Genomic DNA, 25,757 nt, shown 5'->3' with positions numbered 1-25,757 from the left:
GGGTAATGAACGGTAAGTAATGCGCTGCTATGTATAAAAAAAGGAAGATATTGCCGTATCACCTATAGTAAAATGGAAACATTAATAATCACCACATCATTCGGATATTCATTACAAAGCCAATGGGGGAGCTTATGGAGCACTTTAAAGAGCGTCTGAGGTCCATAAAGGAACAGCAGGATACACTGTCCGCCGAATACCGTGATCTGGTCAAAGCCTATGAGGGCAGCGATCTGGTTAACGAAAATGAGCTGCTCAAAAGAAAAGCTGCGGCTGTGGAGCAGGCCCTGGCCGAGGCTGAGGCACAGCAGGCCAGGCTGAAGCAGGAAAACGCCGAGCTGCGCACGGCGCTGACCGAGCAGATTCTGGATGAGAAGCTGGGCATCCTCAAGCTGTCCCGGCAGAAGCTGCATACGTATTTTGCAGCGCAGGGCGCCGGCCAGCATAACCGGCTGACCGCGTTTGAGGTGCGGACTAAGCAGCGGATCGCCGAAATGTACCGCACGGCAGAGCGGCTGCTCAGCAGTGACCGCGAGCAGATGCGCAGAATGCTGGATGAGCTGTCTGTCAGGCTGAGCGAAGGCATTCACCGCCAGCGGGAAGCCCTGCGGGCAGCAGAGCAGCCGCTGGCGTCAGAGCTGGACAGCCGGCTGGATGACTTCGCAGCAGAGGGAATCAGCGAAGAGACCATTCAGCGGCGCCGCCGCCAGAACCGGCTCGAAATGAAGATCGGGCTGAACTGGATCAACTGGCTGGGTATCCTGCTGCTGATTCTGGCAGTCGGTGCGGGCTTCAAGTACACCTACTCTAACTGGTTCAGCGGGTATATGAAGGGCAGCGCTTTTTTCCTGTTCGGCGCCTTAATGCTGGGCGGCGGGGAATGGCTGTTCCGCAGAGGAAGGGGCACCTTTGCGCTCGGATTGCTCGGCGGCGGGGTTTCCGTGCTGTACGGCTCTGTATTTTACAGCTATTTTCTGCTGGAGATTATCGGCATTTACACCGGTCTTGGCTTGTCTGTGCTCATTACGCTTACGGCGGTGCTGCTGTCGCTCCGTTATGAGTCAAGGACGATCTGCTCACTGGGGCTGGTCGGGGGCTATCTTCCGCTCTTTTCCTATATAGGCGCGTTTGGTCTGGAAGGCTCTGCCGTCTATGCTGCTATGGGTTATCTGTTCCTGCTGAATCTGCTGATCCTGATGATCTCGCTGCGCAAGCGGTGGATAGTAGTCAATTACATCAGCTTTTTGTTCAACACGCCTTCGATGCTGCTGCTGATTGTCATGTCAGACAGTCACGGCATCAGCATGTTCTATTCGCTCCTGACCTTCGCCATGTATCTGGGCATGACACTGTGGTATCCGTTCAAGTTCCGGACCAAGCTGTCCTGGTGGGACTTCGCGCTGCTTGCCTGCAACACGCTGACCAGCTGTCTTGTTCTGTACGTGCTGTTCGTTGGTGCGGGTCTCGGCGCTTACAAAGGGGCGCTTGCCCTGGTGTTCTGCCTGATGTATCTGGGTTTCGGACAACTGCTGGAGAAACGGATGGCCCAGGAAAAAGAAAGTATGGTGCTCTTCTACTCTACCGCGCTCACCTTTGCCGTCCTGATGATCCCGTTCCAGTTCGGTGCCGTGTGGTGGTCGATCGGCTGGCTGATTGAAGCGGTTGTGCTGACAGTATACGGCCATTTGCAGCGTGTTAAGGCTGTAGAGCGGACCGGCTGGGGTATTCTCTTGCTCTCGCTGGGCATTTTCTTCTTCGTCGATGTGGTGGTGCAGTCTTCATCCGTCGCTCCGCTGATTCTCTATGACAATTCATATTTTGCGCTAAAATACACCTTTATCACGGCCGGGCTGCTAGTCGTTGCCCTTCTCTATGCCATCCGGCATACCAACCGTGAAGTTGTAGCGGCCAGCTCTCCCCTGGATATTCAGATCGGGATCTGGTTCAAATACGCAGCCCTGGCGAACTTCTACGCATACATGCTATATGAAGCATTGCATCTGTATAACCTGTATGTGCCGGAGGATTTTACCCGGTCTTCGTTCTACAGGCCGCTGCTGGCAGCCTTGCTGACGCTCGTTCTCGCCTATGTGCTGCCGCGGATCAAAGTGCTGTACGATAACGTTGTAGGTTATATGGTTTATTTCCTGTATGCCGCCGGTTATATTACCGGAATCGGACTCACCTTCGGCCAGCATACCCTGCGGGCAGATTTCAGTGATAACACAGCCGCAGATTATATTGCCTTCGGGCTGCTGCTGTTGTTCAATGTGTTCGTCTGGCTGAATGGAGGAAGGCTCCTGAAGGTGCTGCTCAGACGGGAATACAACAACGCCGAGCTGTATCCGGTCATCATGGGTATCTACCTGCTGGCTATCGTCACTGCTTTCCTCGGCGTACAGCTGCGGCAGACGGACGGCGGGCTGGTGTACAGCATCACTTACCTGCTGCTGGCGGTGCTGTTCATCATGTTCGGCTTCCGCCGCAGGTATGTGTATATCCGGCGCTTCGGGCTTGGCCTGACGCTGCTGGCTACCGGCAAGCTGCTGCTCTACGATCTTCAGCTGCTCGGTACCGGCAGCAAGATCATCGCCTATTTCAGCTTCGGCCTCTGCCTGCTGGGCATCTCTTATCTGTATCAGCGGGTATCGGCCAGAATGGAGGAAGCTTATGCAGAGACACAACCGGGGCAGGCGGAACAGGATGAGGATCAAGAGTAGCGCCGCGATCCTGCTGCTGGCCGTGCTAAGCCCGTTTGCACTATTTCCCGGCCAGCATCTGTCTGCCTCGGCTGGCGGAGTTGCCGGCGGGGCTGATACGCATCCCGAATGGAAGTACTCCAAGGAAATTGTGCTTCCGGGACAGACGCCCTACGGGGAGCTGTACCTTGATCCAGAGGTATATGCAGGCGCAGCCGATGATCTGCGCGACCTGCGGATTGTGGACAATACCGGTACCTTCATTCCTTTTTATAAGGAGAGCAGCGAAGAATTCTCGGAGGAACAGCTTACAACCTACTCCGCTACGCTGATCCACAGCGCCAAAAAGGATGCCAACACCCTGCTCGATTACAAGGTAACACCCCTGGCTGAGAATGTTGACGTTCAGGCCAACCGATTGGAGTTCGGGCTGCCGGACGTTAACTTCCTGCTCCATACACAGCTGCTCGGCAGCTATGACGGTGTGGCCTGGGAGCCCTTAGCGGACGGGGATCTGTATAGTGTGAACGGACGGGTGCAGAGCAGCATTGAACTGGGCGCAAGCTATAAATACGGCTATTACCGGCTGATTGCCGAGAATAACGCGGCGAATCTGCAGTTTCCTTCCCTTACCCTGCTGCGAAGCACCCGGGTGACGCATACGGATCATTTCAAGCAGCAGCAGGATGCGGTTTATGAAATCCGGCAAAAGGACCGCCAGACGGAAATCATCCTCCAGAATCCGGGCAGGCTGAACATTTCAGGCCTGCAGCTGGAGATCGGCGGCAGCGGCAGCTTTACCCGCCAGTTCGAGCTTTATGACGGTGAAGGCAGGCTGCTTCCCGCAACAGGCAGCGGGGAATTATACCGGCTGGACTTTAAGGATACCGAAATTGCCTCCACCACCATTATTCCGGCTATGGCGGTATCTGCCTCCGCGCTGCGGCTCGTCATTTATAACCAGGATGACACACCGCTGCCGGTTGAGGGGCTTAAGCTTGAATATCTGCTGGACCGGCTTGTTTTTGCCGCTGAAGGCGGGCAGCCGCTGCGCCTGCTCTACGGCAATGCGGAGGCTGCTGCACCGCAATACGATATTGTGAACTTCAGGGATTACATTGCCGGTGAAGGTAAAATGCTGGCCAGACTCGGGGCGGCGGAGCTGCGGCAGTCACCTGCAGCGGATACCGCTCAGACCAGCTGGTTCCAGGGCCAGACCGGGTTTAACATCGTGATCATTGCCGTATCACTGCTGCTGATTCTTTTTCTGGCCCGGAAATTAGGGCGGAAATAGAATCAGCACACTTAAATAAGCCAGGCCTGGAGGATCTCTGTGATCTACCAGCCTGGCTTTTGTTATGACTGCTAATGGTTATGAATGCTAATGCTATTGTGCTTTCGTGGTTCTGCGGGACGACTTGCGTTTGGACGATTTGGCGGCAAGCTGCTCCTCAGCCAGCCGGGCGATTTCCGCCTGCCGCTCCTGCTCCCGGCGGAGCTTGTCGGCTTCAGCCTGCTCTGCCCGGACCCGCAATTCATCCTCGATACGCTGCTGGACTGCCGGATCAGTGCTGGTCAGATATTGTCCGAAGGCATCAGGGTACACAAAGCCCTTTTCTCCTGCCGCCCCTGCGAAGCTGACAGTAATTCTGTCCGTGCTATGGGTTACTACAGTCCCCGTACCATATGTGCTATGCTCGACCTGCTTATTTAACAACTGGCTCATTTCATCAGCTCCTTCTTCAGATAGTTTCCTGTATAGCTCCCCTCATACTCAGCCACCTGCTCCGGAGTCCCTGTACAGACTAGCTCCCCTCCCGCAGCACCGCCTTCGGGTCCCAGATCAATCAGGTAATCCGCGTTTTTGATCAGCTCCAGATTATGCTCAATGACAACTACGGTATTGCCGGCATCTGCCAGGGCATGCAGAACATCAATCAGCTGATGCACATCGGCAAAATGCAGCCCTGTCGTTGGCTCATCCAGCACATAAATGGTTGATCCGGTTGCCGGTCTCAGCAGCTCCGCTGCAAGCTTAACCCGCTGCGCTTCCCCTCCGGACAAGGTCGTTGAAGCCTGGCCTAGTTTGATGTAGCCGAGACCAACGCTGCACAGGGCTGCGATCTTTTTGCGTATTTTCGGAACATTACTGAAGAACTGAGCAGCTTCCAGGGCGGTCAGATCGAGCACATCGGCGATGCTTTTCCCTTTATAGTGCACCTCCAGCGTTTCACGGCTGTATCTCCGCCCTTTGCAATTGCCGCAGGGTACATACACATCAGGCAGAAAATGCATCTCCACCTTAATCATACCGTCCCCTGCACAGGCCTCACAGCGTCCCCCTTTGATGTTGAAGGAGAAACGGCCGGGACCGTAGCCGCGAACCTTGGCTTCATTAGTCTGTGAAAATAAAGTACGGATGTTATCGAATACGCCGGTGTAAGTAGCCGGGTTGGAGCGGGGCGAACGCCCGATTGGCTTTTGGTCGATATTAATGATTTTATCCAGATGCTCCAGTCCCTCAATCCGCTTATGCGCTCCCGGCCGGGTATGGGCCCGGTTCAGCGCAGCCGCCAGCTTCTTGTACAGGATTTCATTCACCAGACTGGACTTGCCGGAGCCGGATACCCCTGTTACACAAGTAAGTGTACCTAAAGGAATGCTCACATCTATTCCCTTTAAATTATTGGCTGCAGCGCCAGTAATAGCCAGCTGTTTACCGTTACCGTCCCGCCGGATCTCTGGCACCGGAATCCGCTTGCTCCGGGAAAGATACTGTCCGGTAACGGAGCGGGGCTCAGCCGCTATAGCTTCAGGCGTGCCCTGCGCCACCACTTCACCGCCGTTCACTCCTGCGCCCGGGCCGACATCGATGACCCAGTCCGCCTGACGGATTGTATCCTCATCATGCTCGACCACAATCAGCGTGTTGCCGAGATCACGCATGTTCTGCAGGGCCAGCAGCAGCCGGTCGTTATCCCGCTGATGCAGGCCGATCGACGGCTCGTCGAGAATATAGAGCACGCCCATCAGCCCGGAGCCGATCTGTGTCGCCAGCCTGATCCGCTGGCTCTCTCCGCCGGATAAGGACCCGGCGGCTCGGGAGAGCGTCAAATAGTTCAGACCTACATTGTTCAGGAAGCGGAATCTCGCATCGATCTCCTGCAGAATGGAACCGGCAATCTCCATCTGCACAGCGGACAGGCTCAGATCCGCTATAAACCTTCCGGCTTCTTCTACCGGCAGATGGCAAAATTCCATGATGCTGAGCCCGCCGATTGTTACACCCAGCACAGCCGGTGACAGCCGGTTACCGTGGCAATGCGGGCAGGGCAGCACAGACATGTACTCCTCAAGCTCCTGCTTCGCCGCTTCGGACCCCGTCTCCCGGTAGCGCCGCTCCAGATTGTTAGCGATCCCCTCGAAGGGCGCCTTCAGCGCTTTTGTCCCGTACAGCAGTGCATTCAACGCTTCATCCCTCAGCTCCCCGAGCGGTGTATCCAGACTGAAGCCATACTTGCTTCCAAGCGCCTCATAATATTTTTTACAGAAAGAATCCTCCGTCACATTTGTCCAGCCGTTTAACCTGATGCCGCCTTCCCGGAGCGAACGTTGTTTGTCCGGAATGAGCTTATCCGGGTCTGCCTTCAGATGCGAACCCAGACCGGAACAGGCCATACATGCACCTTCATAGTTGTTAAAAGAGAATAGGCGCGGGGTCAGCTCCGGTATGGACACGTTACAATGCGGACAAGCCAGCTTTTGCGAATACAATGTCTCCTCACCGCTGGCCGTCTGGTGAATAATGACCAGATCATCTGACAGCGAAAAGGCGGTCTCCAGCGAATCCGCCAGTCTCTGGTAATCCATATCCGCTGTATTCAGACGGTCGATCACCAGCTCAATCTGATGATCCTCGTTCTTATCCAGCTGAATGTCATCCGTCACCCGGTAAACTGTGCCATCCACCCGGACCCGGGCAAATCCCCCTGTGCGGGCCTGATCCAGCACCTCGTAGTGGCTGCCTTTTTTGCCGCGGATCATTGGAGCCAGCACTTCAAATTTAGTTCCCGGGGGGAGCTGACTGATCCGGGCGGTTATCTGATCCACAGACTGCCGTTCCACCGTTCTCCCGCATGTGGGACAATGGGGAATCCCGATTTTGGACCACAGCAGACGCAGGTAATCATAGATTTCGGTAACCGTCCCTACTGTAGAGCGCGGATTATTGGAGGTTGTCTTTTGTTCTATCGCAATGGCCGGGGAGAGCCCGTCAATGGCATCCACATCCGGTTTGCCCATCAGCCCCAGGAACTGCCGGGCATAGGATGAGAGAGATTCCATGTACCGCATCTGCCCTTCAGCATATAACGTATCAAAAGCCAGACTCGATTTGCCGGAGCCGCTCACTCCTGTCACAACAACGAACTGGTTGCGCGGGATGTCCAGACTGATATTCTTCAGATTATGCTCTCTTGCCCCGCTGACGCTTATATATTCATGCATAACTGCACCCTCCTGTATCCGTAAAAAAGCTTTATAACTAAATTGTAGCATATGCGTGTCAAGTCATTTTTCCACTAATTGTAATTTATCAGCGGAAAATTTTCGTGTTACCCGCCCGGCCTCTGCTGCTGCTCCATCTGGAGTGAACGCGAAATAGCCCCGCGCAGCGGGGCTGGGGCTATACATGAAGCATCCATATAAGTGGAAATTCGCCGCCTAATTCTCGGATGAAGCCAGCTATCAGGAATATAATTGGAAGAAAGCAACTTAATTTCGCCGAAACTGCCCTCAGCGCTGTAAATAGCCCGAATTAAATGGCGTTTTTCTAACTAATAGCCGCATATCCCGAAACACATAGAATTTAGGTGGCGAAAATCGAACTAAATTCCGCACTGCCCGCCCTCTTTTCAAGCCTGCCCCTCCTAAATCTTCCTGGCAATAATATGTGTAAAAATAGCAATGTCCCTGTACGGGCTCTGCCTGCCGACCTCCAGCTCCAGCTGCACCATCCGGTTATGCCAGTCTTCATCCTGCTTCACTTCATTGTCGGTAATATATCCGTATAGATTATGTATGCCAAAATGCCCTTCAATCTCATAGCCTGCGCTACTCAGCCACTCCGCCAGCTGCTCGTAAGGATAAACTGTAATGTCCGTTTTAATGATTCCGCTGTACTCCTGACTGTTGCCGATGGCGGCCAGTGCGCTGTCCGGGTCCTTGTTCAGAATAGCTTTTTTCATCACCTTGGCTGCCGGATTATGGGCAATCAGCGACAGGTACCCGCCAGCCTGCTGGCAACCGGCAATCAATTCGAGAAACCGCTGCGGATCTTCCGTATATTCAAGAATGTTGTGGCAAAAGCTCCAGCCGAACGTCCCCAGACCGCCGGCCGCCTGCTCAAACGAATCATTAATGTAGCGGACACCCGGCCCGTTCTTAGCTGCGATGGCAACCATCTCCGGCGTCGGCTCTACACCAGTCACTGTATGTCCTTGTCTGCTATACTCATTGCTTGAAATGCCAAAGCCGCTGCCTGTGTCCAGGATAGACTGGGCTTCACCGGTCAGAAACGGGTCGATCTGGTCCCACGCTGTCAGGTAGAACAATCTCCCCCACGGCATCCGGGTGTAGTGCAAATAGGCTTCAATTGATGCTGAAAAGGCAGCTGTTGTGTTCACTCGTTTCATCCTCCGCTAACGTTATTGGCAACCCTGCTCTGTATTGCAAATTTCACCCACAGTAAACAATATAATATAGAACCAATGAACACCGATGCCTAATTGATCACCTTCAAGCATAGATCCGGTTGCTCCAAAAGAAACAGCCCAAGCCAGAGGCTTGAGCTGTATTTCTTAAATCCTTTGCTGTATATTACAGTGTTACGGCTCCCGTGGAGCCTCAAACGTATGCCCGCAGTTCGGACAGAAACGAGCATCCGCCGGCACACTGCTGCTGCAGCCTTTGCATATTTTCACATCACCCATTGCGGTAATCTGCTCCAGGTTTGCTTCAATTTCGGCTTTTAGCGCAAGAATACGCGTCATATTTACCGCATAAGCATCCGCCTGCAATGCCGAGCCCTGGAGAGTGGCTTCAAACAGCATTTTGCCCATGCTCTGATACTGCTTGTCAATTTCACTTTGCTTGCCGCTGTTCTGCAATTTGAGACGGTTTACCTCTACGACAGTCTTGGCTTTGTTGCCCGCCTCGCTTACCCCTGCCTTGAATTTATCAAAAAAGCTCATTTAGCATCCCTCATTTTCTAATAATGTCGTTTGTCCGTAAAATTCGTCAGGAAGCGCCGCTTCCCTGCTATGTTTATTCACCATTACCCCATAATAGGCCAGACAACCCCGCCGTGCTCCAGCTTGCATACTAATTATTATTATTAACTAAACTGATCTTTCTACATTATAACTTATAAACATTTTTTTGTTATATTTATCATAGTACTAGACTGCTCTGGGCAGATAATTTATAGTAATCAGAGGAATAATCTGTAAAAGGGGAGTAAGCCTGCTGATGCTGACTGCACTGGTCACCGCTGTATTTATAGCGTTCTCATTCAAAATCATTGAACGACTCATTGGACTATGCAGCAAGGTCCACATACGATTCGCCGTTTATTATTGGGGGGCTTTGCTTATTACCGCCAGTCTGTTCATCAAGGACAATTATGTCTACAGCCTGCCGCATAATTTTCTTGCCGTACTGCCGCTGTGTCTTATTATTCAACTCACTGCCGGATTGATTGCAAGACGTTCCGGCTATTCACCCACAGGCCGTTTCAATACATTTAATTTTGTTATCACTTATCCTATATTTGAGGAGATTGCCTTCCGGGGGCTGGCTCTGCCTGTACTTGCACGTCATGAAAGCTTTGGAGCCTTCTCCGGGCTGGAGCTTGGATATGGCCTGATTCCGCAGCTAAGCCTGGCGGTGATAATTACAGCCGTTCTGTTCGCTGTATCACACCTGCAGTACTATAAGCTCAATGCCGAAAGCATCCGGTTCATGGCGTTTGCGCTGAGCGGCGGACTGTTCTTCGGGCTTGTTGCACAGGCGACGGCGTCCATTCTGTTAACCATTTTAATGCATATTTCATTTAACGCTTCCGCGGCCCTGTATTCCTATAATAAGAAAAAGCCGGCTAAATAAAAAAAGAGTACCGCTCATCACCTACAGAGCCAGTGCCTCTTCTGTAATTCTTCTGATATCCACCGGGGACAGCGTCTCCTCATTCACCATATCCGGCAGAATCTCTGCCAGGAAATACTCCACGCATTTCAGGTCAATGTTCTTGATCTTGATCAGCGCATTGCGGTACATAACCACAAATTCCTTCTCCGTATTGCCCCGCTGCATCTCTGCAAACGCCTCATACACCTGGTCCATTTTATCCGCAACCTCGAGAATCAGCCCCTCCAGCGACTCATCCTTGCCTTCACGCAGCTGCTGGACGAAGATGCTTTTGAACTCCTCCGGGATGTGCTCCTCGATAAAGTTGTGGATCATCCCTTCCTCAACCTGCTGGATCAGCGACCGCAGCTGCAGCGAGGAATGCTTCACCGGTGTTTTGATGTCCCCGATAAAAATCTCACCGTAATCATGGCTGCTCGTAATCTCGTACAGCTTCTTCCAGTCGATCACCGCACCGTTCTTCTCCTCGATATCGGCCAGCGTTTTGGCATACTGTACAACCTTCCAGGAATGGGCTGCTACGCTGTGCTCCTCAAATTTAAACTTCCCCGGGCAGCGGATAATCCGTTCCAGCTCATTCAGTGAGCGAAAATACTTATGAATTCCCATCAGTCAGTCCTCCTTGTTCATCATAATCTGGTTAGTTCATCTCTTAAAGATGGGGAGGTAAAGCTACTCACAGTATAGTGAAGGAATGTTAAGCGTCGATACAACCGGATGACTTCTTATGTAAAATGTAAAATCCCCCGCAAGCTTCTATAAGCTTTAATTTGAAAAAAAGCTGCCGCGACAGGCTTGTCCAGCATTAGCCCCGCCTTTCTGCGGACCCCTTCCCCGACTTAGGTCTGGATACAAAAACAGTCCCGGGGCTGTTTTGCGCAGCTGCAGATCGCCGTACAATTAACACATGGAAAACGGATATTGAGAAGAAACCTTCGGGTGTATCCATAATAAGAGAGGAAGATTATTAATGAGAAAATTGTACCGCTCCACAACTGACAAAATGTTTACAGGCTTATGCGGAGGGCTGGCCCGCCATCTTAATCTGGACACCACGCTCGTCAGACTGCTCGTCGCAGCCGCCGCATTCTTCAGCTTCGGTACGGTTATTTTCATCTACATTATCGCCAGCATCATCATTCCTAAAGAAACCTACACCAGCTTCACAGACAGCTTTGACCACTATTAATCGGTAATCATATAAAGGCCCGGCTTAAAGACAACATCCAAAATTATAATTTAAAGGAGAAATGAACATGAGCAGCATATTTGAACGTATCACAACCCTGACGAAGGCGGCAATTCACGAAGGATTGAACAAACTGGAAGATCCGGTCCTGCTGACCGGCCAATATCTGCGGGACCTCGATGACAAGATCAGCAGCGCCGAAAGCAAACAACGCGAGCTGAAAGTAACCGCAAGTGTGCTGGAACGCCGCAAGGCTGAGTACCTGGTGCAGGCGGACAGCAGCGAAGCTTCCGCTATCCAGGCAATGAGCGAAGGCAATGAACCGGCAGCCAGAGTCGCTGTAGAAGCTAAGCTGCGTTATCTGGAAAGTGTACAAGAGACGGAGGCTATTCTTGAGGAAACCCTGCAGGCACTGGCTGCTCTTGAGGTCAATCTGCAGAATGCCAAAGCAGAGCATGCCCGGCTGAAGGCCAAACGGGCAGAGCTTGCCGAACGTGCCCGCAAGGCAGCTGAAGCAAGCAAACGCGCCGCGCAAAACAGCGCAGCTTCCTACGGTGGAGCGCCTGCATACGGTCACGTAATTAACGCCGGCACCGCCTCCCGCGGCTTCGAGCGGATGGAAGACAAGATCAATGAGTGGGAAGCACAAGCCGGCCACGCCGCACAGGCTTCCGCCCCTGCCATCGACCCTGCACTGCAGGGCGCAGTAGAAGCTGAGCTGGCCCGCCTGCGCAGCAAGCAGACGGACAGCGGGAATTAAGCCTGATTATCTTAATTAATCAGGGTGAAACAAGCAAAAAGCAGCGATCCTCCGGGTATCCGGGGATCGCTGCTTTGCGTTGCAGGACTAACAAGAACACCAGCACCCGGCTGTAACGGACCCAGGAGACGTTAATTAGGGAAATAACCGGCCCTCCGCTGGCTAACGGACTCAGATGACGCTATCTAGCCACTGCGCCTGCAATCTGCAGCATTTGGCACCTGTTAAGGCCGCTCGAGTCCGTTACGTTTCCAAGGCGCACGCAAATTTGCAAATAACGTCTGCTCAGTCCGCAAACATTCATTTGTGGTTGTGCTCCATCACTAGCCGCACCCATAACCGCACACCATGTATCAGCATGTCTTCGTCAATGTTGAACTTGGGCTGATGGATCGTATGCGTAATGCCCTCAGCTGCATTGCCGCAGCCGATGAAGGCAAATGCACCCGGTACCCGGTCCAGATACCAGCCGAAATCCTCACCGGCGAGGCTAGGCTGATTTAGCAGTACGGCCTGCTCTTCCCCCAGCACTCCGCGTGCTGCGCGAAGTATCCGCTGTACAGCCGCAGCATCGTTCACGACCGCGATTCCCTCACGCAGCTCCAGGCGGAAGTCACCGCCGTAAGCTGCGGCTGCCGCTGTAGCATGGCGGCGCAGCCCTTCGGTGATTGCAGCCACCGCTGTCTTCGAGAAGGCCCGGAATGTTCCGGTCAGCTCACTGTGTTCAGCGATCACATTGACCGCCGTGCCGGCACGGACTGTACCGAAGGCCAGCACCGCCGCTTCCTGCGGATCAATCTGATTGGCCATCAATCCGTTAACACCGGCTATGAACTGCGCCGCCATCTGAATCGCATCCGCCGCCTTATGCGGAGCGCTGTGATGTCCGGCCGTACCCCGGAACTCCACCTTGAAATGGCTGGAAGCCGCCATTGCATAATGCGGATGGACGCCCAGCATTCCCGCCGGCAGCTCCGGCATCACATGCAGCGCATAAGCGTAATCTACCCCCTCCAGAAGGCCGGCCTCAATCATATCACGTCCGCCTGAGAGCAGCCTGCCGTCAAGCGGACTTTTAACCGCACCCTCCTCGGCAGGCTGAAAGACGAATACCACTGTTCCCGCCAGCTGATCACGGAAGGCAGCCAGCGTTCGGGCCGCACCCAGCAGCATGGCGGTATGGGCATCATGACCGCAGGCATGCATGATGCCCGCATTCTCCGATTTATAGGGCAGCTCATTCTGCTCTTGTATAGGCAGAGCATCCATATCAGCCCTCAGCAGAATGACCGGACCGCTGCCCGCCTGCCCCTGCAGCGTACCAACGACACCCATCCCGAAATGCCTGCCGACATTTCGCTGCACAGTAATTCCCCATTCCTCCAGAAGTCCGGCGACAATCCCGGAGGTGCGGATAACATCGTAGAGCAGCTCCGGATGAGCATGAAGGTCACGGCGGATCGCCGTGACCTTCTCCATTAACTGTCCGGCATAGCCCATCATAGCTGTCAGATCGGGTATGTCAGGTATCACAGTGTCACCTTCCGGATTATCAGTATGCTTATTAACCATGCGGCTTGAAATCCGCCATTAAATCTGTCCCGCCGGCTGCGAAGCCTTGGCGTAACGGTTCTCCGGCACCGGAATACCCAGATTGCCGCGCAGGGTATCGCTCTCGTATTCTGTACGGAACAGTCCGCGCTCCTGCAGAATCGGCACGACCCGGTTCACGAATTCCTCCAGTCCGTTCGGAACAGCCGCCGCGATCATAAACCCGTCAGCGCCGCCGGATTCAAACCAGTGCTGGACCTGATCGGCCACCTGCTCAGGTGTACCGATGAAGCTGCTGCGCGGCGTTGCCGACTGTAGAGCCACTTGACGCAGCGTCAGTCCGCGCTCCTTAGCATCCTTCTTGATCTTGTCCGTGCCGCTCTGGAAGCTGTTCCGTCCCAGATCGCCGACATCCGGGAACGGCTCATCCAGCGGATATTGCGAGAAGTCATGATGCTCGAAGAATCTGCCCAGATAATTAAGTGCATTTTCGATCGTTACGAGTCCGGCAACCTCCTGGTATTTGCGCTCCGCATCTTCCAGAGTATCGCCGATAATCGGCGCAATGCCCGGGAAGATCAGCACTTCATCCGGGTTGCGTCCGAACGAAGCGATCCGCGCTTTAACATCGCTATAGAACGCCTGCGCATCTTCCAGCGTCTCATGTCCGGTGAAGATTGCGTCCGCTTCCTTGGAAGCATAGTTTTTGCCGACTTCGGATGAGCCTGCCTGGAATACCACCGGCTGTCCCTGCTTCGAGCGGGCGATGTTCAGCGGTCCTTTCACGGAGAAGAACTCTCCCTGATGGTCCAGCGTATGCAATTTTTGCGGATCGAAGAAGATACCGGCTTCCTTGTCACGGACAAAAGCATCGTCTTCCCAGGAATCCCACAATCCGCGGGTCACCTGCAGATACTCCTCGGCGATGCGGTAACGTTTGCCGTGGTCGGGATGCTCCTTTTTGCTGTAATTGGAGGCGGAGCCCTCCAGCGGAGAGGTCACCACATTCCATCCGGCGCGGCCGCCGCTAATCACATCCAGCGAACCGAACTGGCGTGCCACCGTAAACGGCTCACTGTAGGAGGTGGAGAGCGTACCGACCAGACCAATATTAGTGCTGACACCAGCCAGCGCACTGAGCAGCGTCAACGGCTCGAACCGGTTCAGGAAATGCGGAATGGACTTTTCGTTAATATACAGGCCGTCTGCGATGAAGATCAGGTCCAGCTTGCCTTCCTCCGCTTTTTTCACCCACTCTTTGTATAACTCAAAGTTCACACTTGCGTCCGGCTTGGCATCCGGATGACGCCACATCGATGTGCTGCCGCCCACCCCGTGCAGCAGTGCGCCCAGCTTCAGTTGTTTTGGTTTGGCCATGTTCGTTCCTCCTTAAAGTTTTGATAGCATTATCTTCATCGATTTTCTTCGCAAAACTTGCTTCGGAAGCAGCCTCACTGCACCAATGCAGCCGCTGCCGCTCCCTGCTTAATCCGCTCAATCTGGGCCAGATGGTTCTGCACATGGGCAATGAAGCCGCGGACGATGTCACTGATTCTGACGGTATCGCCTTTGAAATTAATGCCGCTCAGCTCCCAGTCCTCGGCGGGCAGCCGGCTAAGCAGCAAACTGTTATAGTGCAGCAGGCTGCGGAACAGCTCCAGAATATCAGCCGCATTACCGTTATTCGCATACTGGCCGCTGACCCAGGCATCCTGATTGAAGGCCGGCAGCTGTGCCGTCGTGCCTGCAAGAATATCACGGATGCGGAAGGACACTACAATGCTGTGATCCGCCAGATGAGCCAGCACCTCAGTGACACTCCAGATTCCCGGACCCGCCTTCCATTTCAGCTGCTCCTCCGTTAATCCGTCTGTAGCCTGCACCAGCTGCTGGTGTGTGTTCAAGTAGTCTTTGAGTTGTGTGCTGCTCATGTGATCCCCTCCAAGGTAAGTCCTGCCTGCTGATCGTCAGGCGGTAGCAAAACGTGATAAGGCAAAAGGACTGATATTGTGGCCGGTGGTACCATCGGTAGCCAAATCCGCAAGAATCTCTCCAACTACACTTGAGAATTTAAACCCGTGCCCCGAGAAGCCGCCGGCAACCAGCACATTGGCATGCTGCGGATGGCGGTCGATGATAAAATCCTCATCCGGCGTGTGCTCATACTTGCAGACGGAGCCTTTCAGCAGCCGTCCGGCCGCACCGGGCATATAAGCCTCCAGTACGCGGCGGAGGTCGCCTTCATCGCTCTCTTCACTGCCGAACGGCTTCAGCGGCTCACCCGGTCTCCATTCCTGCCCGGTGTCATGCCGGCCGATCTTAAGGCCCGCTCCGCTGATGCTTGGAAAGCCGTAGTATCCGCCTTCCTCCGCTCCAAGTGTGAAGCCGGGAAAGCTTCCGGCAGCATAATCCGGGCTGCTCTCAAACCAGCCGACCACCTTGCGTACAGCCTTAATCGGCAGCTGCACAAACGGCGCCAGTCCGCTGAACCAGGCTCCGGCGCTAAGAATAGCCCGAGCACCGTGATAATCCCCGCCGGCAGTGTGAACCGTGACGCTGCCTTCACGGGCTGTCACATTCAGCACCGGCGTGTCTGTCAGCAGCACCGCGCCATGCGCCAGAGCCAGCTTGCGGTAGGCGGATATACACCGCTCGCTGTACAGATAGCCGGCCTCCGGCTCATACATCGCCGCAAAGGATTCCGGCAGCGTAAGCCCCGGCCAGCGCCGCCGGATTTCTGCGGCTTCGAGCAGCTCAGCCTGTACCCCGCGCTGCTGCGCTTCAGCCAATCGTCCGCTGAAGGAGTACACCTTGCGGTCTGCAAGGTTAAGTACGCCCGAGCGGACCAGCAGCTCTGAACCGCTGAACTGCTCCACTTCCTGCCACAGCGCATCCGCCCGCAGAGCCAGGCCGATATAGGCAGGATCTCCGCTGTAAGCGTGGCGGATCAGCCGGGTATCCCCGTGATGGCTGCCTTCCTTGTGCGGCGGATCAAAAGCATCGACCAGCAGTACCTTTACTCCGCGCCGGGCCAGCTCATACCCGGCACTCATGCCCATTGAGCCCGCGCCAACGACAATAACATCGTAATGCGTATGTTCTGCTATGATTTAGCACCCCCGTTTGCGGCGTAGTACGCTATGGAACGCACAGCCATATCTGCAAGGAACCTTGCAGCCACCGGCAGCGCCTGCTCATCCAGATTGAACGCCGGATGATGCCATTCCCGGCTGCCGTTTGTGCCGACGAACACGAACAGCCCGGGCACCTCGCGCTGGTAGAAGGCAAAATCCTCACCCGCCGGAGAAGGCACCGGCTTCACCGCCTGATAACCAAGCGCTTCTGCAGCTTCAATTCCAAGCGCAGCCAGCGCTTCGTCATTGATTACCGGAGGCGGTCCTTCAATCCAGCGGACCTTGGCCGTCGCGCCAAGGGCAACAGCTACTCCGGCGGCCACTTGCTCGAAGCGTTCCAGCACCTTGACCCGCACCGCTTCATCAAAATTGCGGATCGTGCCTTCCAGCACGGCTTTCTCCGGGATAACATTCCAGGAGTTGCCGCTGTGGAGCTGCGTTACGCTGACAACCGAGCTGTGCAGCGGGCTGACATTGCGGCTGACGACTGACTGCAGGGCAGTCACAATATGTGCCGCTGCTACAATTGGATCAACGGCTGCTTCAGGTACAGCCGCGTGTGAGCCGCTGCCCTTCACCTCAACGGCGAACCCGTCTGCCGCTGCCATCAGCGGACCGCCGGTGATGCCGATCGTGCCGACCGGCAGATCGGGCTTGTTATGCAGCCCGATTACCGCGCGCACCTGCTGCAGCGCACCGCTGGCAATCACCCGCTGCGCGCCTTGCGCTTTCTCCTCCGCAGGCTGGAACAGCAGACGTACCGTTCCCGGCAGCTGCTCCTCCTGCTGCTTCAACAGATAGGCGGCGCCGAGCAGTGCCGCCGTATGAAAATCATGGCCGCAGGCATGCATTTTGCCGGGAAACAGAGAAGCATACTCAGCTCCCGTCTCCTCTTGAACCGGCAGGGCATCGATATCAGCCCGCAGAGCGATAACGGGACCGGGCTTGCCGCTTCCGATCTCCGCGATTACGCCGGTTGCCAGCCCGTAGTCCAGAATCCTGATCCCGGCCTGCGTAAGCTGAGAAGTAATATATTGGGTAGTCTCATATTCTTCATTGGACAGCTCCGGGTGCCGGTGCAGATGACGGCGGATACCGGTTAATTGTTCTCCAAGCGCTTCCACGCTCAGCTCTGCAGCTTTGCTTGTCATATGCAGGCCCCTTTCTCATGTCATTTCCTATACGCTTTTAAATCCTCCGCTTTATACTCAACGCCTTACACGCTTTACGCATTATAGTCTTACATCCTTCTGCATTGGTCCTAAGCCTCAGCAGGCACTTCCACCAGAGCCTCGCTCAACAGCTCAAACGAGCGGAGCCGCTTATCAAAAGGCTGCACATTCGTTGTCACGATAAACTCATCGACGCCGGATGCCTGTGACAGCGCCAGCAGCTGCTCACGGACAGATTCCCTGGTCCCTTTTGTAATCTCGGGCTCGCGCTCCTCAATCGTATATTCTTCCTTAGCCTGGCGGGTGAACTCTTCCGCCTGCTCCCGGGTAGCCACTGTCAGCGTCTTGCCGCTCGCAAGTGTAATCCGGATCAGCTTGTGCGCTCCCGCCAGCTCCTGCGCTTCTTCCTCTGTGTCGGCAGCAATCAGCGCAAGTGCAATAATCGCCTGCGGCGTTCTGCCCTCCACAGCTGTAAACCCGCTGCGGTAAGCATGGATCGCTTCCAGTGCCACAGCCTGATCGCCATTAATGAACAAAGAGAACACATACGGCAACCCCAGCTCAGCAGCTATTTCTGCACTGCTTACACTTGCGCCGAGCACATACAGCTCTGGTGCCGTAACCGGCAGCGGGCCTGCCTTCAGCCCTGCCAGCGGATGGTCTTCCCCGAGCCGGTTATGTACATACTGCTCCAGCTCGACGATTTTGTCCGTCAGAGTTGCCGAATCCGTCCTTCCCTGCTGCAGCGCCTGTGTGCTGCGCGGCAGTCCGCCCGGAGCACGGCCGACACCAAGATCTACCCGCCCCGGAGCCAGCGATGCCAGTACATTGAAATTCTCAGCCACCTTGTACGGGCTGTAATGCTGCAGCATAATGCCGCCGGAACCGATCCGGATTGATTCGGTCTTGGCGAGCAGATGCGAGATCAGCACCTCCGGTGAGGACCCGGCAACCTGCTCGGAATCATGATGCTCGGAGACCCAAAAGCGGCGGAAGCCCAGCCTTTCGGACAGCTGTGCCAGCTTAATCGTATGGCGGAATGCTTCCTCCGCCGTTTCTCCCGGATAGATCGGGCTTTGATCCAGTACGCTGATGGTAATAGCCATGATTTTGCCTCCTATATGGAATAGTTCAGTTCAGGTGTGATCCGCTTCAGGAATTGCTTCGTTCTTTCTTCACGGGGATGGTTAAACAGCTCGGTTGGAGTTCCCTCCTCAACGATAACGCCGCCGTCCATGAAGACCACATGATTCGCCACATCGCGGGCAAAGCCCATCTCATGGGTGACCACAATCATCGTAATACCTTCCTTGGCGATTTTGCGGATAACAGCCAGCACTTCACCGACCAGCTCCGGGTCCAGCGCCGAAGTCGGCTCGTCGAACAGAATCACCTCAGGCTCCAGCGCCAATGCCCGGGCGATACCTACCCGCTGCTGCTGGCCCCCGGACAGCTGGCTCGGATAAGCATCCAGCTTGCTGCCGAGGCCGACCTTTTCAAGCAGGGCGATGCTCCGCTTCCGCGCTTCATCCTTTGACAGCTTTTTGACAATAAGCAAGCCTTCCATCACGTTCTCCAGGGCGGTCTTGTGGCGGAACAGATTGTACTGCTGGAACACCATCGCCGTCTTTTGGCGGAGCTGATAAATCTCCTGCTTGCGGGCATGCTTGCAGTCCACCTTGAAGTCACCGATGGCAATCTCGCCGCTGCCCGGCTTCTCCAGATAATTCACACAGCGCAGAAGCGTTGTTTTGCCGGAGCCGCTTGGGCCGAGAATGACCACTACCTCACCCTTGGTAACTGTTAAATCTATATTGGTCAGCACCTGATGGCGGCCGAATGATTTTGAAATTTGCGTCAGCCTGATCATGCCACTCCCCCCCGGTTATACAGATTAATCCGTTTTTCAATCACTGACGTTGCCCGCTCAATCAGGAACGTAAGTCCCCAGAAGATCAGCGCCGCCGCGAGATAGGCCTCAAAAAACTTCCAGTTCGTCGAAGCCACAATCTGCGCCTTGGCATTGATATCCACCACCGACACGGTAAAAGCGAGCGTTGATCCGTGAAGCATCCCGATTACGGAATTCGACAGGTTAGGCAGGCTCGCCGCCAGCGCCTGGGGAAAAACAATCCGCCGCAGCGCCTGCGGTGTAGTCATTCCAATGGAATGAGCTGCCTCCAGCTGACCGCGGTCCACTGCGAGCAGGCCGGAACGGACCACCTCGGACATATAGGCTCCCGCTGTAATCGAGAATGAAATGTACGCAAAGCCGATCATCGGAATCGACACCGACCGGAAGCCCCAGCCGAAATGCGCCGCCAGCCCGTCAATCAGCACGGGAAGCCCGAAATAGATCAGCAGCAGATGCGTCAGCATCGGCGTTCCGCGGATAAAGGTGACGTACCCGACTGCCAGCGGATAGAGCACCGGAACCCGGTAGATTCTTATCAAGGCCACTGCCAGGCCAATAACGAAGCCGACAAGTACAGAGACGATAGTGATGTAGAGGGTCGTGGGGATCGCACCCAGGATCTGTACAAAAGCCGTCCAGATAAACGACGGGTCCAGCTTCATAATCCGGCGCCTCCTTTACCCGGTCCCAGCTCTGCAATAATGCGGCGGTAGGACCAGCTCTTGTTGATTCTGAACGCTTTTCTCTCCGTAGCCGTCTGCTTCTCATGCCGCAGCAGCCGGCGTTCTGCCACCAGCAGCAGCTTCTCAATCGTAAAGCTGATAACCAGATAGATCAGGGCGAGCGCAATATAGGTTTCGATAAAATGCTGCGTCAAGGTGCCCAGCGTCTGCGCTTTGCCCGTCATCTCCATCACTCCGAGCGTAAAGGCCAGCGATGTATCCTTCAGCAGGGCAATCACCAGGTTCGAGAAAACCGGAACCGCAATCCCCAGCGCCTGCGGCAGCACGATCCGTCTGAAAGCCTGAAACGCCGTCATCCCCGTCGCATAAGCTGCCTCCACCTGCCCTTTATCCACCGCCTGCACAGCTGCTCTAATCATCTCGGACATGTAAGCCCCGGTGTGCAAACCATAGGTCAGAATAACGAAGACCAGCACCGGTGTCCGCGTCATATCTACATTGACCAGCTTGAGAATTTCCGGCAGCCCGTAATAGAACAGGAAGAGCTGGATCAGAATCGGTGTGCCCCGGAAAAAGGAGATGTAGATTTCGGAGCAGGTTTTCAGCACCGGAATTTTATAAAGTCTCGGCAAAGCTACCAGAAAGCCGATAATAATCCCTGCCAGCAGCGAGCCGCCGACAATCAGCAGAGTAGTGCCCAGCGTACCAAACAGCTTGGGTAAAAATGAAAACACATAACTGATATCAAACGGTGCGCCCATACGCTCCCTCCCTTCCCCGGTTCACTCGCTTCATCACTGCGCCGAATCCGCAGTAACGTCAGCACCCAGCCATTCTGTGCTCAGCTTGCCGAGCGTACCGTCTGCCTTCAGTTCCTTAATGGCACCATCAATGGCATCCGACAGCTTCTGGGAATCGGCATCATCCTTGCGGAACACATAGAGAATGTCTGCGGAGGACAGCTCAGGACCGGTGGCCTTCAGCTGGCTCTGCGGGTCAATGATCGGGATGACAAAATCGGCAGCCAGCGTGGCATCCACCCGTCCAGTCGAAATTTGCGTTGGAGCATCATTAGCTGTACCGCTTTGATAGACGATATTGATCGCATCAGCGTTTTCTTTATTGTAATTTTCAAGGATTTGCGCCTGTGCGCTTGTCGCGCCGACCAGTACCTTTTTACCTTTCAGATCGTCCAGTGTCTGGATCGAATTGTTATCCTTAGCTACGACAATACGGTTTCTCCAGTGGGCATAAGCTTCTTTGTTAAATGAGTATTTCAGCTCCCGCTCCGGGTTCTTCTCCATAACGTGGGCAACCAGGTCGATCTTTTTGGTCTCCAGGCTCAGCAGCAGGTTACTGAAATCCATTGTCTGAAAATCAAATTCGTATTCCGGCAGCTTGTTATCAATTTCCTTGAGCAGCTCCACATCGAAGCCGGTCAATTTGCCGTTCTCATCGATAAAGCATACCTGCGGGAACCCGGTCCCCGTACCCACGATAATTTTTGTTACCTTAGCCGTTGTATCCGCCGGTGCAGCCGCTTCAGCTGCCTTATTGCCTGCGCTGTTGCCGCCTGCATTGTTGCTGTTATTTCCGCAGCCGGCAATCGCCAGCGTTAATACCGATGCAAATACGAGCGAAATGGACTTTTTCATGTTTCTATCCCCTTTGAGTGTATTGTGGTTTATTTATAAGTGTCTTTTTCATCAGATACATAATCCCGTCGCCGTTCTGCAGATCAAGCTCTACAAAGCGCTCGTACCCCCGCCGTTCATACATCTCAACCAGCCATGGATGCTTTTTCGCAGTAGCCAGCGTAACCTCCGGTGAACCGAGCTTGCCGAGGATAATCTGCTCCTCTACCCAGTCCAGCAGCTTCCCGCCATACCCTTTGTTGCTGTGATCCGGATGAGCGGCGAACCATTTTACGAAAGGCAGCGGGCTAATTTGCCGGATCTCCTCTTCGTTAGAAAGTGTAATGGTAGCCGTAATCGTTCCATCTACCTCAAGCACATAACACTCATTGGCGGTAATGTTGTCTTCAATCAGCGCCAGATCGGCATTAGCCGCCGGCCAATGCAGCCCGAGCTCGCGGATCAGCTGATAAGCACGGTATGTAACATCCAGCAGCTGCTCTGCATCCTTCAGCTCCGCCAGCCGGTAAACCTCACTCATCGCAAGCCCTCCTGTCTTTCATCAGTTTAACTTTATAATCCCTATCGAATTAGTCGTGATTATATGCAATTAACTTTATCACTGCATGTGACCATGCGCTAATAGAGTTTTTTAATACATCTATACAATTAGTCGATTACCGACCTTTCCCGGGGCTGCTTCAAGCAGCGTTTCAATAAACTCGGCATTCTCCCCGTTAAGGGAGATCAGGCTGGTCCGCAGGGAGATTCCCTCCGTCTCCGCAATGTCCACCCGGATCAGCGTTCCTGCCGCCACTTCCTCCTGCACGCTAAGCGCCGGCAAAAAGCAGATGCCTGCCTGCTTGAGTACAAGCTTTTTCGCCGTCTCCAGATTATCCACGTGATATTCAATATTGGGCGGCTGCTCCATGCTCTCGAATACACGGTGCAGCCGCATCCAGTCCAGGGAGCCGCACTCAAAAAACACCAGCGTCTCAAAGCGGATATCCTGCAGTGTTGCCCGGCCGCTCTTAGCCAGACGATGCCCTGCATGCACATACAGCGAGATAGGGTCCTCGCAGAACGGGTACGTCTGGATTGCCGGATTGACTACCTTGCGGATAAAAGCGAGATCGATTTCCTTGGCCTTCAGCTTATCAATCAGCAGATCGGTCGAAGCCGTTGTCAGCTTGATCGTAATATGCGGATATTTCTGTTTCAGCCGGTGCAGCAGCTGCGGCATCAGATAGTTGGACACCGATACCGTGCTCCCGATTCTCAGTTCATTCGGAATATGGCCTTTAGCCTGAAGCTGATGCTTGCCGCTCTGATACACCTGAAGGATCTGCTGGGCGTAGGGCAGAAACTGCTTGCCTTTGTCCGTCAGATGAACCTGCTTGCCCAGACGGTCGAACACCCGGCAATCCAGCTCACGCTCCAGCGATTGAATACGGGCTGTTACCGTCGGCTGCGAAATGTACAGCACCTCGGCCGCTTTATTGAAGCTCCCATAGTGGTTGATATAGACAAAGGCCTCAATATTATCAATGTTCACTCCAAGCCCTCCTTGAAAAGACTTATAAATTTAACTATCCCGATGAATTAACAATGTTTTAAAGCCGCACTCACCTATAGATTTTGTATATATATTAGATACGGCTCATTTTTTTGTCAACCTATTTATAAAGCACATCGGCCTGTTTTCCATTAAATTAATCACAATTATAGATAGAACTTTTCTATCCATTTATCGGAATTGCGAAATTCCACTTATCTCACTGTGAATTATCAGGTATAATGACAACAATCAAATGACTGAATCCGCAGGTTGAAGGGGGATATTGGAATATGTCAAAAGAAATTATTATCCGTGACGCAACAGATGGCGACCGGGAAGCCATTGCCGGGGTGCTGCTGGACGCCTACAGCCAATACTCTGCTTATTTACCCGAGCCTTTTTGGCTGGAATACCGTAATTCCATCCTCGATTCTGTTCATGGTGGTGCCCCCGCGGCACGGATCGTTGCCGAGATTGATCAGCAAATTGCCGGCAGCATGCTGCTGTTCTCTTCTTCAGAGGCTGCCTACGGCCGGCCTGAGCTCAGCATTAACGCGCCTATCCTGCGCCTGCTTGCCGTTGCTACAGCCGCACGCGGACGCGGCATCGCCACACTCCTGATCAGGGAAGCCGTACGCAGATCCCGCGAACAAGGCGCGGCCGCCCTCCACCTCCATACCTCCGATATGATGGCCTCTGCCATCCAGCTCTATGAGCATTTGGGCTTCACACGGGCCTATGATACAGATATTATGAACGGCGAAACACTGGTCAAAGGCTACCGGCTGGACCTGCTGTCCGCGCCTGCACATGACGTTAAGCTGCCGCTGTCTGCGACCGGGTTCTGAGCAGCCCGCCTTGCCGTACGATCACAGCACTTCGGGTTGACCGGCCTTGTTCGTGCAGGGATCACTCGCGTTTACCCGCAGCAGGCATAGTGCCGCTTAGACCGGCCACACCACCACGTGCGTCAACTCCCGGCTTCTTACCGGGCCGCTATGCCACGAAGCAGTTTGACGTACAAACAGGCCAGCCCCTCAGGGCCGGCCTGTCTTTCATGCTCCTTTTTGCAGTATCTTACCCGAGTATCCGCCTCTCCTCAGCCGCATGTGTAACTGCACTGTCCTGTGATACCGGATTTCCATAAAAGATAATATCCTCATCCCGCACCGGCCCTGTTCCGGCAGCAAAAATGCAGTAGCAGCAAAGCCCATCTCTGCATTCCCCCCTCTCCTCAATAGCTTCGAATCCTTCCAAATATTCATAGCTTAGGAATAGAATACTGTCCTGTATTTGTAAATCTACCAGATTGTAAATGCACCATTACTACTTTAATATTAAAGATACAACTGATAGATAAGGGGCTTACCAATCAATGAATTTTACTGCAATTGACTTTGAGACCGCCAACTCAAGCCGCTCAAGCGCCTGTTCCCTGGGACTTGTCCAGGTCAGGGACGGCATTGTTACCGCCGAGCATGTATGGCTAATTGATCCGCGCCAGCGGTTTGACGGCATGAACATCGCTATTCACGGCATCACCCCCTCTATGGTCCAGGGACAACCTACCTTTGAGGAGCTCTGGAGCACGGTGGAGCCGCTACTGCAGGGCGAAGTTGTTGTTGCGCATAATGCCGCCTTTGATATGAGCGTTCTGCGTTATTGTCTGGATGCCTCGGGGAACAGCTACCCTGACTTTCAATATTTATGCACGTACCTACTTGGCAAAAAAATGCTTGATGAGCTGCCCTCCCATAAATTAAATGTCATCTCCCAGCATTTCGGCATCAGCCTGAAGCATCACGATGCACTCGATGACGCCCGTGCCGCAGCGCTGATTCTGCTCAAGCTGATGGAGCAGGACCAGAAGTGCGAGCCGCTCTTGCTCGCAGATAACCAGGGCTACACCGCCGGAAAAATGTTTGCAGGCGGCTACACCCCATTCAAATCGCCGCCCAAAAAAGCGCCGCGAAAGAAGCAGCCGGCCAAGGCACCCGCATTCCCGCCATCGGCTCCGTCTGTTAAGCCTTACTTTTAGTGGGGAATGCCGGTCGGGCCGCTGCTACTAAGATGGATAACCACTACAGGGCGGCTCGTCTCCCTACACGAGATACCAACGGAGCCGTCCCCCCCACCCCCCGACTTCCCGCGCACCGGATTAACGGGATTTTTCCCGTTGTTCAGGCCGATCCACCTCATACCCACTCCATTAACGGGATTTTTCCCGTTGTTCAGGCCGATCTACTCTCATACTCT

At 54.2% G+C, this 25,757-nt stretch carries 24 protein-coding genes; 7 read left to right on the top strand and 17 right to left on the bottom strand.

Annotation, left to right across the window (positions count from 1 at the left end):
• The first annotated feature begins 134 nt into the window (after positions 1 to 134).
• Together R70331_RS06540 and R70331_RS06535 are read left to right on the top strand one after the other, a co-directional pair.
• Positions 135 to 2,720, top strand: a complete 2,586-nt coding sequence (locus tag R70331_RS06540) for a DUF2339 domain-containing protein (protein WP_042173903.1) — start codon at positions 135 to 137, stop codon at positions 2,718 to 2,720.
• The gene (locus R70331_RS06535; protein ID WP_042173902.1) at positions 2,704 to 3,993 is read left to right on the top strand and encodes a DUF3999 family protein; all 1,290 of its coding nucleotides are present in this window, start codon (positions 2,704 to 2,706) and stop codon (positions 3,991 to 3,993) included. The genes R70331_RS06540 and R70331_RS06535 overlap by 17 nt, the downstream gene beginning before the upstream one ends.
• A gap of 93 nt (positions 3,994 to 4,086) precedes the next feature.
• On the opposite strand, the gene R70331_RS30360 is transcribed toward R70331_RS06535, so the two are convergent.
• The 4 genes from R70331_RS30360 to R70331_RS06515 all read right to left on the bottom strand — a co-directional run bounded on the left by R70331_RS30360 (position 4,087) and on the right by R70331_RS06515 (position 8,950).
• Complete coding sequence (locus R70331_RS30360) at positions 4,087 to 4,425, bottom strand: hypothetical protein (RefSeq protein WP_052418946.1); 339 nt, start codon at positions 4,423 to 4,425, stop codon at positions 4,087 to 4,089.
• Positions 4,422 to 7,205 (bottom strand): excinuclease ABC subunit UvrA, encoded by a 2,784-nt coding sequence (gene uvrA / locus R70331_RS06525; RefSeq protein WP_042173901.1) that lies wholly within the window; start codon positions 7,203 to 7,205, stop codon positions 4,422 to 4,424. Before uvrA ends, R70331_RS30360 begins: the two co-directional genes overlap by 4 nt.
• Before the next feature lie 422 nt (positions 7,206 to 7,627).
• Positions 7,628 to 8,383, bottom strand: coding sequence for a methyltransferase domain-containing protein (locus tag R70331_RS06520; protein ID WP_042173897.1), 756 nt, complete (start codon positions 8,381 to 8,383; stop codon positions 7,628 to 7,630).
• Between the two features lie 201 nt (positions 8,384 to 8,584).
• A complete protein-coding gene (locus tag R70331_RS06515) occupies positions 8,585 to 8,950 on the bottom strand; it encodes a zinc ribbon domain-containing protein (protein ID WP_052418945.1) in 366 nt (121 codons plus the stop codon).
• A 277-nt stretch (positions 8,951 to 9,227) separates the two neighbouring features.
• Here R70331_RS06515 and R70331_RS06510 point away from each other — a divergent pair, with 277 nt between their 5' ends.
• Entirely contained in the window at positions 9,228 to 9,863 is a 636-nt protein-coding gene (locus tag R70331_RS06510) for a CPBP family intramembrane glutamic endopeptidase (RefSeq protein WP_042173895.1), read from the top strand.
• A 21-nt stretch (positions 9,864 to 9,884) separates the two neighbouring features.
• Here R70331_RS06510 and R70331_RS06505 read toward each other — a convergent pair whose 3' ends face one another.
• Positions 9,885 to 10,514, bottom strand: coding sequence for a YfbR-like 5'-deoxynucleotidase (locus tag R70331_RS06505; RefSeq protein WP_039870832.1), 630 nt, complete (start codon positions 10,512 to 10,514; stop codon positions 9,885 to 9,887).
• Positions 10,515 to 10,875: 361 nt separating this feature from the next.
• On the opposite strand from R70331_RS06505, the gene R70331_RS06500 reads away from it, so the two are divergent.
• Positions 10,876 to 11,094 carry a PspC domain-containing protein gene (locus R70331_RS06500; protein WP_042173893.1) on the top strand — a complete coding sequence of 73 codons (219 nt, stop codon included), beginning with the start codon at positions 10,876 to 10,878 and terminating at the stop codon, positions 11,092 to 11,094.
• Positions 11,095 to 11,161: 67 nt separating this feature from the next.
• On the top strand, positions 11,162 to 11,854 hold the full coding sequence (locus R70331_RS06495) for a PspA/IM30 family protein (RefSeq protein WP_042173891.1): 693 nt from the start codon (positions 11,162 to 11,164) through the stop codon (positions 11,852 to 11,854).
• 300 nt (positions 11,855 to 12,154) lie between these two features.
• Here the strand turns inward: R70331_RS06495 and R70331_RS06490 are convergent, their stop codons facing one another.
• The 12 genes from R70331_RS06490 to R70331_RS06435 all read right to left on the bottom strand — a co-directional run bounded on the left by R70331_RS06490 (position 12,155) and on the right by R70331_RS06435 (position 23,498).
• Complete coding sequence (locus tag R70331_RS06490; RefSeq protein WP_231576415.1) at positions 12,155 to 13,387, bottom strand: M20 metallopeptidase family protein; 1,233 nt, start codon at positions 13,385 to 13,387, stop codon at positions 12,155 to 12,157.
• Positions 13,388 to 13,444: 57 nt separating this feature from the next.
• Positions 13,445 to 14,782, bottom strand: coding sequence for an LLM class flavin-dependent oxidoreductase (locus R70331_RS06485; protein WP_042173890.1), 1,338 nt, complete (start codon positions 14,780 to 14,782; stop codon positions 13,445 to 13,447).
• Positions 14,783 to 14,856: 74 nt separating this feature from the next.
• The gene (locus R70331_RS06480; protein ID WP_042173888.1) at positions 14,857 to 15,336 is read right to left on the bottom strand and encodes a DinB family protein; all 480 of its coding nucleotides are present in this window, start codon (positions 15,334 to 15,336) and stop codon (positions 14,857 to 14,859) included.
• 36 nt (positions 15,337 to 15,372) lie between these two features.
• Positions 15,373 to 16,464, bottom strand: a complete 1,092-nt coding sequence (gene solA / locus R70331_RS06475) for an N-methyl-L-tryptophan oxidase (protein ID WP_042173886.1) — start codon at positions 16,462 to 16,464, stop codon at positions 15,373 to 15,375.
• 44 nt (positions 16,465 to 16,508) lie between these two features.
• On the bottom strand, positions 16,509 to 17,690 hold the full coding sequence (locus tag R70331_RS06470; protein ID WP_042173884.1) for an amidohydrolase: 1,182 nt from the start codon (positions 17,688 to 17,690) through the stop codon (positions 16,509 to 16,511).
• A gap of 110 nt (positions 17,691 to 17,800) precedes the next feature.
• A complete protein-coding gene (locus R70331_RS06465) occupies positions 17,801 to 18,817 on the bottom strand; it encodes an LLM class flavin-dependent oxidoreductase (RefSeq protein ID WP_042173882.1) in 1,017 nt (338 codons plus the stop codon).
• 11 nt (positions 18,818 to 18,828) lie between these two features.
• Positions 18,829 to 19,581, bottom strand: a complete 753-nt coding sequence (locus R70331_RS06460; protein ID WP_042173880.1) for an amino acid ABC transporter ATP-binding protein — start codon at positions 19,579 to 19,581, stop codon at positions 18,829 to 18,831.
• Complete coding sequence (locus tag R70331_RS06455) at positions 19,578 to 20,288, bottom strand: amino acid ABC transporter permease (protein ID WP_042173877.1); 711 nt, start codon at positions 20,286 to 20,288, stop codon at positions 19,578 to 19,580. The genes R70331_RS06460 and R70331_RS06455 overlap by 4 nt, the downstream gene beginning before the upstream one ends.
• Entirely contained in the window at positions 20,285 to 21,070 is a 786-nt protein-coding gene (locus tag R70331_RS06450) for an amino acid ABC transporter permease (protein WP_042173874.1), read from the bottom strand. Before R70331_RS06450 ends, R70331_RS06455 begins: the two co-directional genes overlap by 4 nt.
• 33 nt (positions 21,071 to 21,103) lie before the next feature.
• Positions 21,104 to 21,964 (bottom strand): transporter substrate-binding domain-containing protein, encoded by an 861-nt coding sequence (locus R70331_RS06445; RefSeq protein WP_042173872.1) that lies wholly within the window; start codon positions 21,962 to 21,964, stop codon positions 21,104 to 21,106.
• A gap of 4 nt (positions 21,965 to 21,968) precedes the next feature.
• Positions 21,969 to 22,484, bottom strand: a complete 516-nt coding sequence (locus R70331_RS06440; protein ID WP_042173869.1) for a GNAT family N-acetyltransferase — start codon at positions 22,482 to 22,484, stop codon at positions 21,969 to 21,971.
• 120 nt (positions 22,485 to 22,604) lie between these two features.
• A complete protein-coding gene (locus tag R70331_RS06435) occupies positions 22,605 to 23,498 on the bottom strand; it encodes a LysR family transcriptional regulator (RefSeq protein ID WP_042173867.1) in 894 nt (297 codons plus the stop codon).
• Positions 23,499 to 23,791: 293 nt separating this feature from the next.
• Here R70331_RS06435 and R70331_RS06430 point away from each other — a divergent pair, with 293 nt between their 5' ends.
• Together R70331_RS06430 and R70331_RS06425 are read left to right on the top strand one after the other, a co-directional pair.
• The gene (locus R70331_RS06430) at positions 23,792 to 24,349 is read left to right on the top strand and encodes a GNAT family N-acetyltransferase (RefSeq protein ID WP_042173865.1); all 558 of its coding nucleotides are present in this window, start codon (positions 23,792 to 23,794) and stop codon (positions 24,347 to 24,349) included.
• Between the two features lie 527 nt (positions 24,350 to 24,876).
• Entirely contained in the window at positions 24,877 to 25,539 is a 663-nt protein-coding gene (locus R70331_RS06425) for a 3'-5' exonuclease (protein ID WP_042173863.1), read from the top strand.
• Positions 25,540 to 25,757: the final 218 nt, after the last annotated feature.

The organism is Paenibacillus sp. FSL R7-0331, from assembly GCF_000758645.1.
Lineage (GTDB): Bacteria > Bacillota > Bacilli > Paenibacillales > Paenibacillaceae > Paenibacillus_AQ > Paenibacillus_AQ camerounensis.
Note: the sequence above shows the minus strand (reverse complement) of the source record. Positions and strands in the feature narration are given on the sequence as shown.

Bases quoted from the DNA above. Each gene is read 5' to 3' on its own strand.
- R70331_RS06540 (WP_042173903.1), top strand. From the start codon at position 135: ATGGAGCACTTTAAAGAGCGTCTGAGGTCCATAAAGGAACAGCAGGAT.
- R70331_RS06535 (WP_042173902.1), top strand. From the start codon at position 2,704: ATGAGGATCAAGAGTAGCGCCGCGATCCTGCTGCTGGCCGTGCTAAGC.
- R70331_RS30360 (WP_052418946.1), bottom strand. From the start codon at position 4,425: ATGAGCCAGTTGTTAAATAAGCAGGTCGAGCATAGCACATATGGTACG.
- uvrA (WP_042173901.1), bottom strand. From the start codon at position 7,205: ATGCATGAATATATAAGCGTCAGCGGGGCAAGAGAGCATAATCTGAAG.
- R70331_RS06515 (WP_052418945.1), bottom strand. From the start codon at position 8,950: ATGAGCTTTTTTGATAAATTCAAGGCAGGGGTAAGCGAGGCGGGCAAC.
- R70331_RS06510 (WP_042173895.1), top strand. From the start codon at position 9,228: ATGCTGACTGCACTGGTCACCGCTGTATTTATAGCGTTCTCATTCAAA.
- R70331_RS06505 (WP_039870832.1), bottom strand. From the start codon at position 10,514: ATGGGAATTCATAAGTATTTTCGCTCACTGAATGAGCTGGAACGGATT.
- R70331_RS06500 (WP_042173893.1), top strand. From the start codon at position 10,876: ATGAGAAAATTGTACCGCTCCACAACTGACAAAATGTTTACAGGCTTA.
- R70331_RS06495 (WP_042173891.1), top strand. From the start codon at position 11,162: ATGAGCAGCATATTTGAACGTATCACAACCCTGACGAAGGCGGCAATT.
- R70331_RS06485 (WP_042173890.1), bottom strand. From the start codon at position 14,782: ATGGCCAAACCAAAACAACTGAAGCTGGGCGCACTGCTGCACGGGGTG.
- R70331_RS06480 (WP_042173888.1), bottom strand. From the start codon at position 15,336: ATGAGCAGCACACAACTCAAAGACTACTTGAACACACACCAGCAGCTG.
- solA (WP_042173886.1), bottom strand. From the start codon at position 16,464: ATGGGCATGAGTGCCGGGTATGAGCTGGCCCGGCGCGGAGTAAAGGTA.
- R70331_RS06470 (WP_042173884.1), bottom strand. From the start codon at position 17,690: ATGACAAGCAAAGCTGCAGAGCTGAGCGTGGAAGCGCTTGGAGAACAA.
- R70331_RS06465 (WP_042173882.1), bottom strand. From the start codon at position 18,817: ATGGCTATTACCATCAGCGTACTGGATCAAAGCCCGATCTATCCGGGA.
- R70331_RS06460 (WP_042173880.1), bottom strand. From the start codon at position 19,581: ATGATCAGGCTGACGCAAATTTCAAAATCATTCGGCCGCCATCAGGTG.
- R70331_RS06455 (WP_042173877.1), bottom strand. From the start codon at position 20,288: ATGAAGCTGGACCCGTCGTTTATCTGGACGGCTTTTGTACAGATCCTG.
- R70331_RS06450 (WP_042173874.1), bottom strand. From the start codon at position 21,070: ATGGGCGCACCGTTTGATATCAGTTATGTGTTTTCATTTTTACCCAAG.
- R70331_RS06445 (WP_042173872.1), bottom strand. From the start codon at position 21,964: ATGAAAAAGTCCATTTCGCTCGTATTTGCATCGGTATTAACGCTGGCG.
- R70331_RS06440 (WP_042173869.1), bottom strand. From the start codon at position 22,484: ATGAGTGAGGTTTACCGGCTGGCGGAGCTGAAGGATGCAGAGCAGCTG.
- R70331_RS06430 (WP_042173865.1), top strand. From the start codon at position 23,792: ATGTCAAAAGAAATTATTATCCGTGACGCAACAGATGGCGACCGGGAA.
- R70331_RS06425 (WP_042173863.1), top strand. From the start codon at position 24,877: ATGAATTTTACTGCAATTGACTTTGAGACCGCCAACTCAAGCCGCTCA.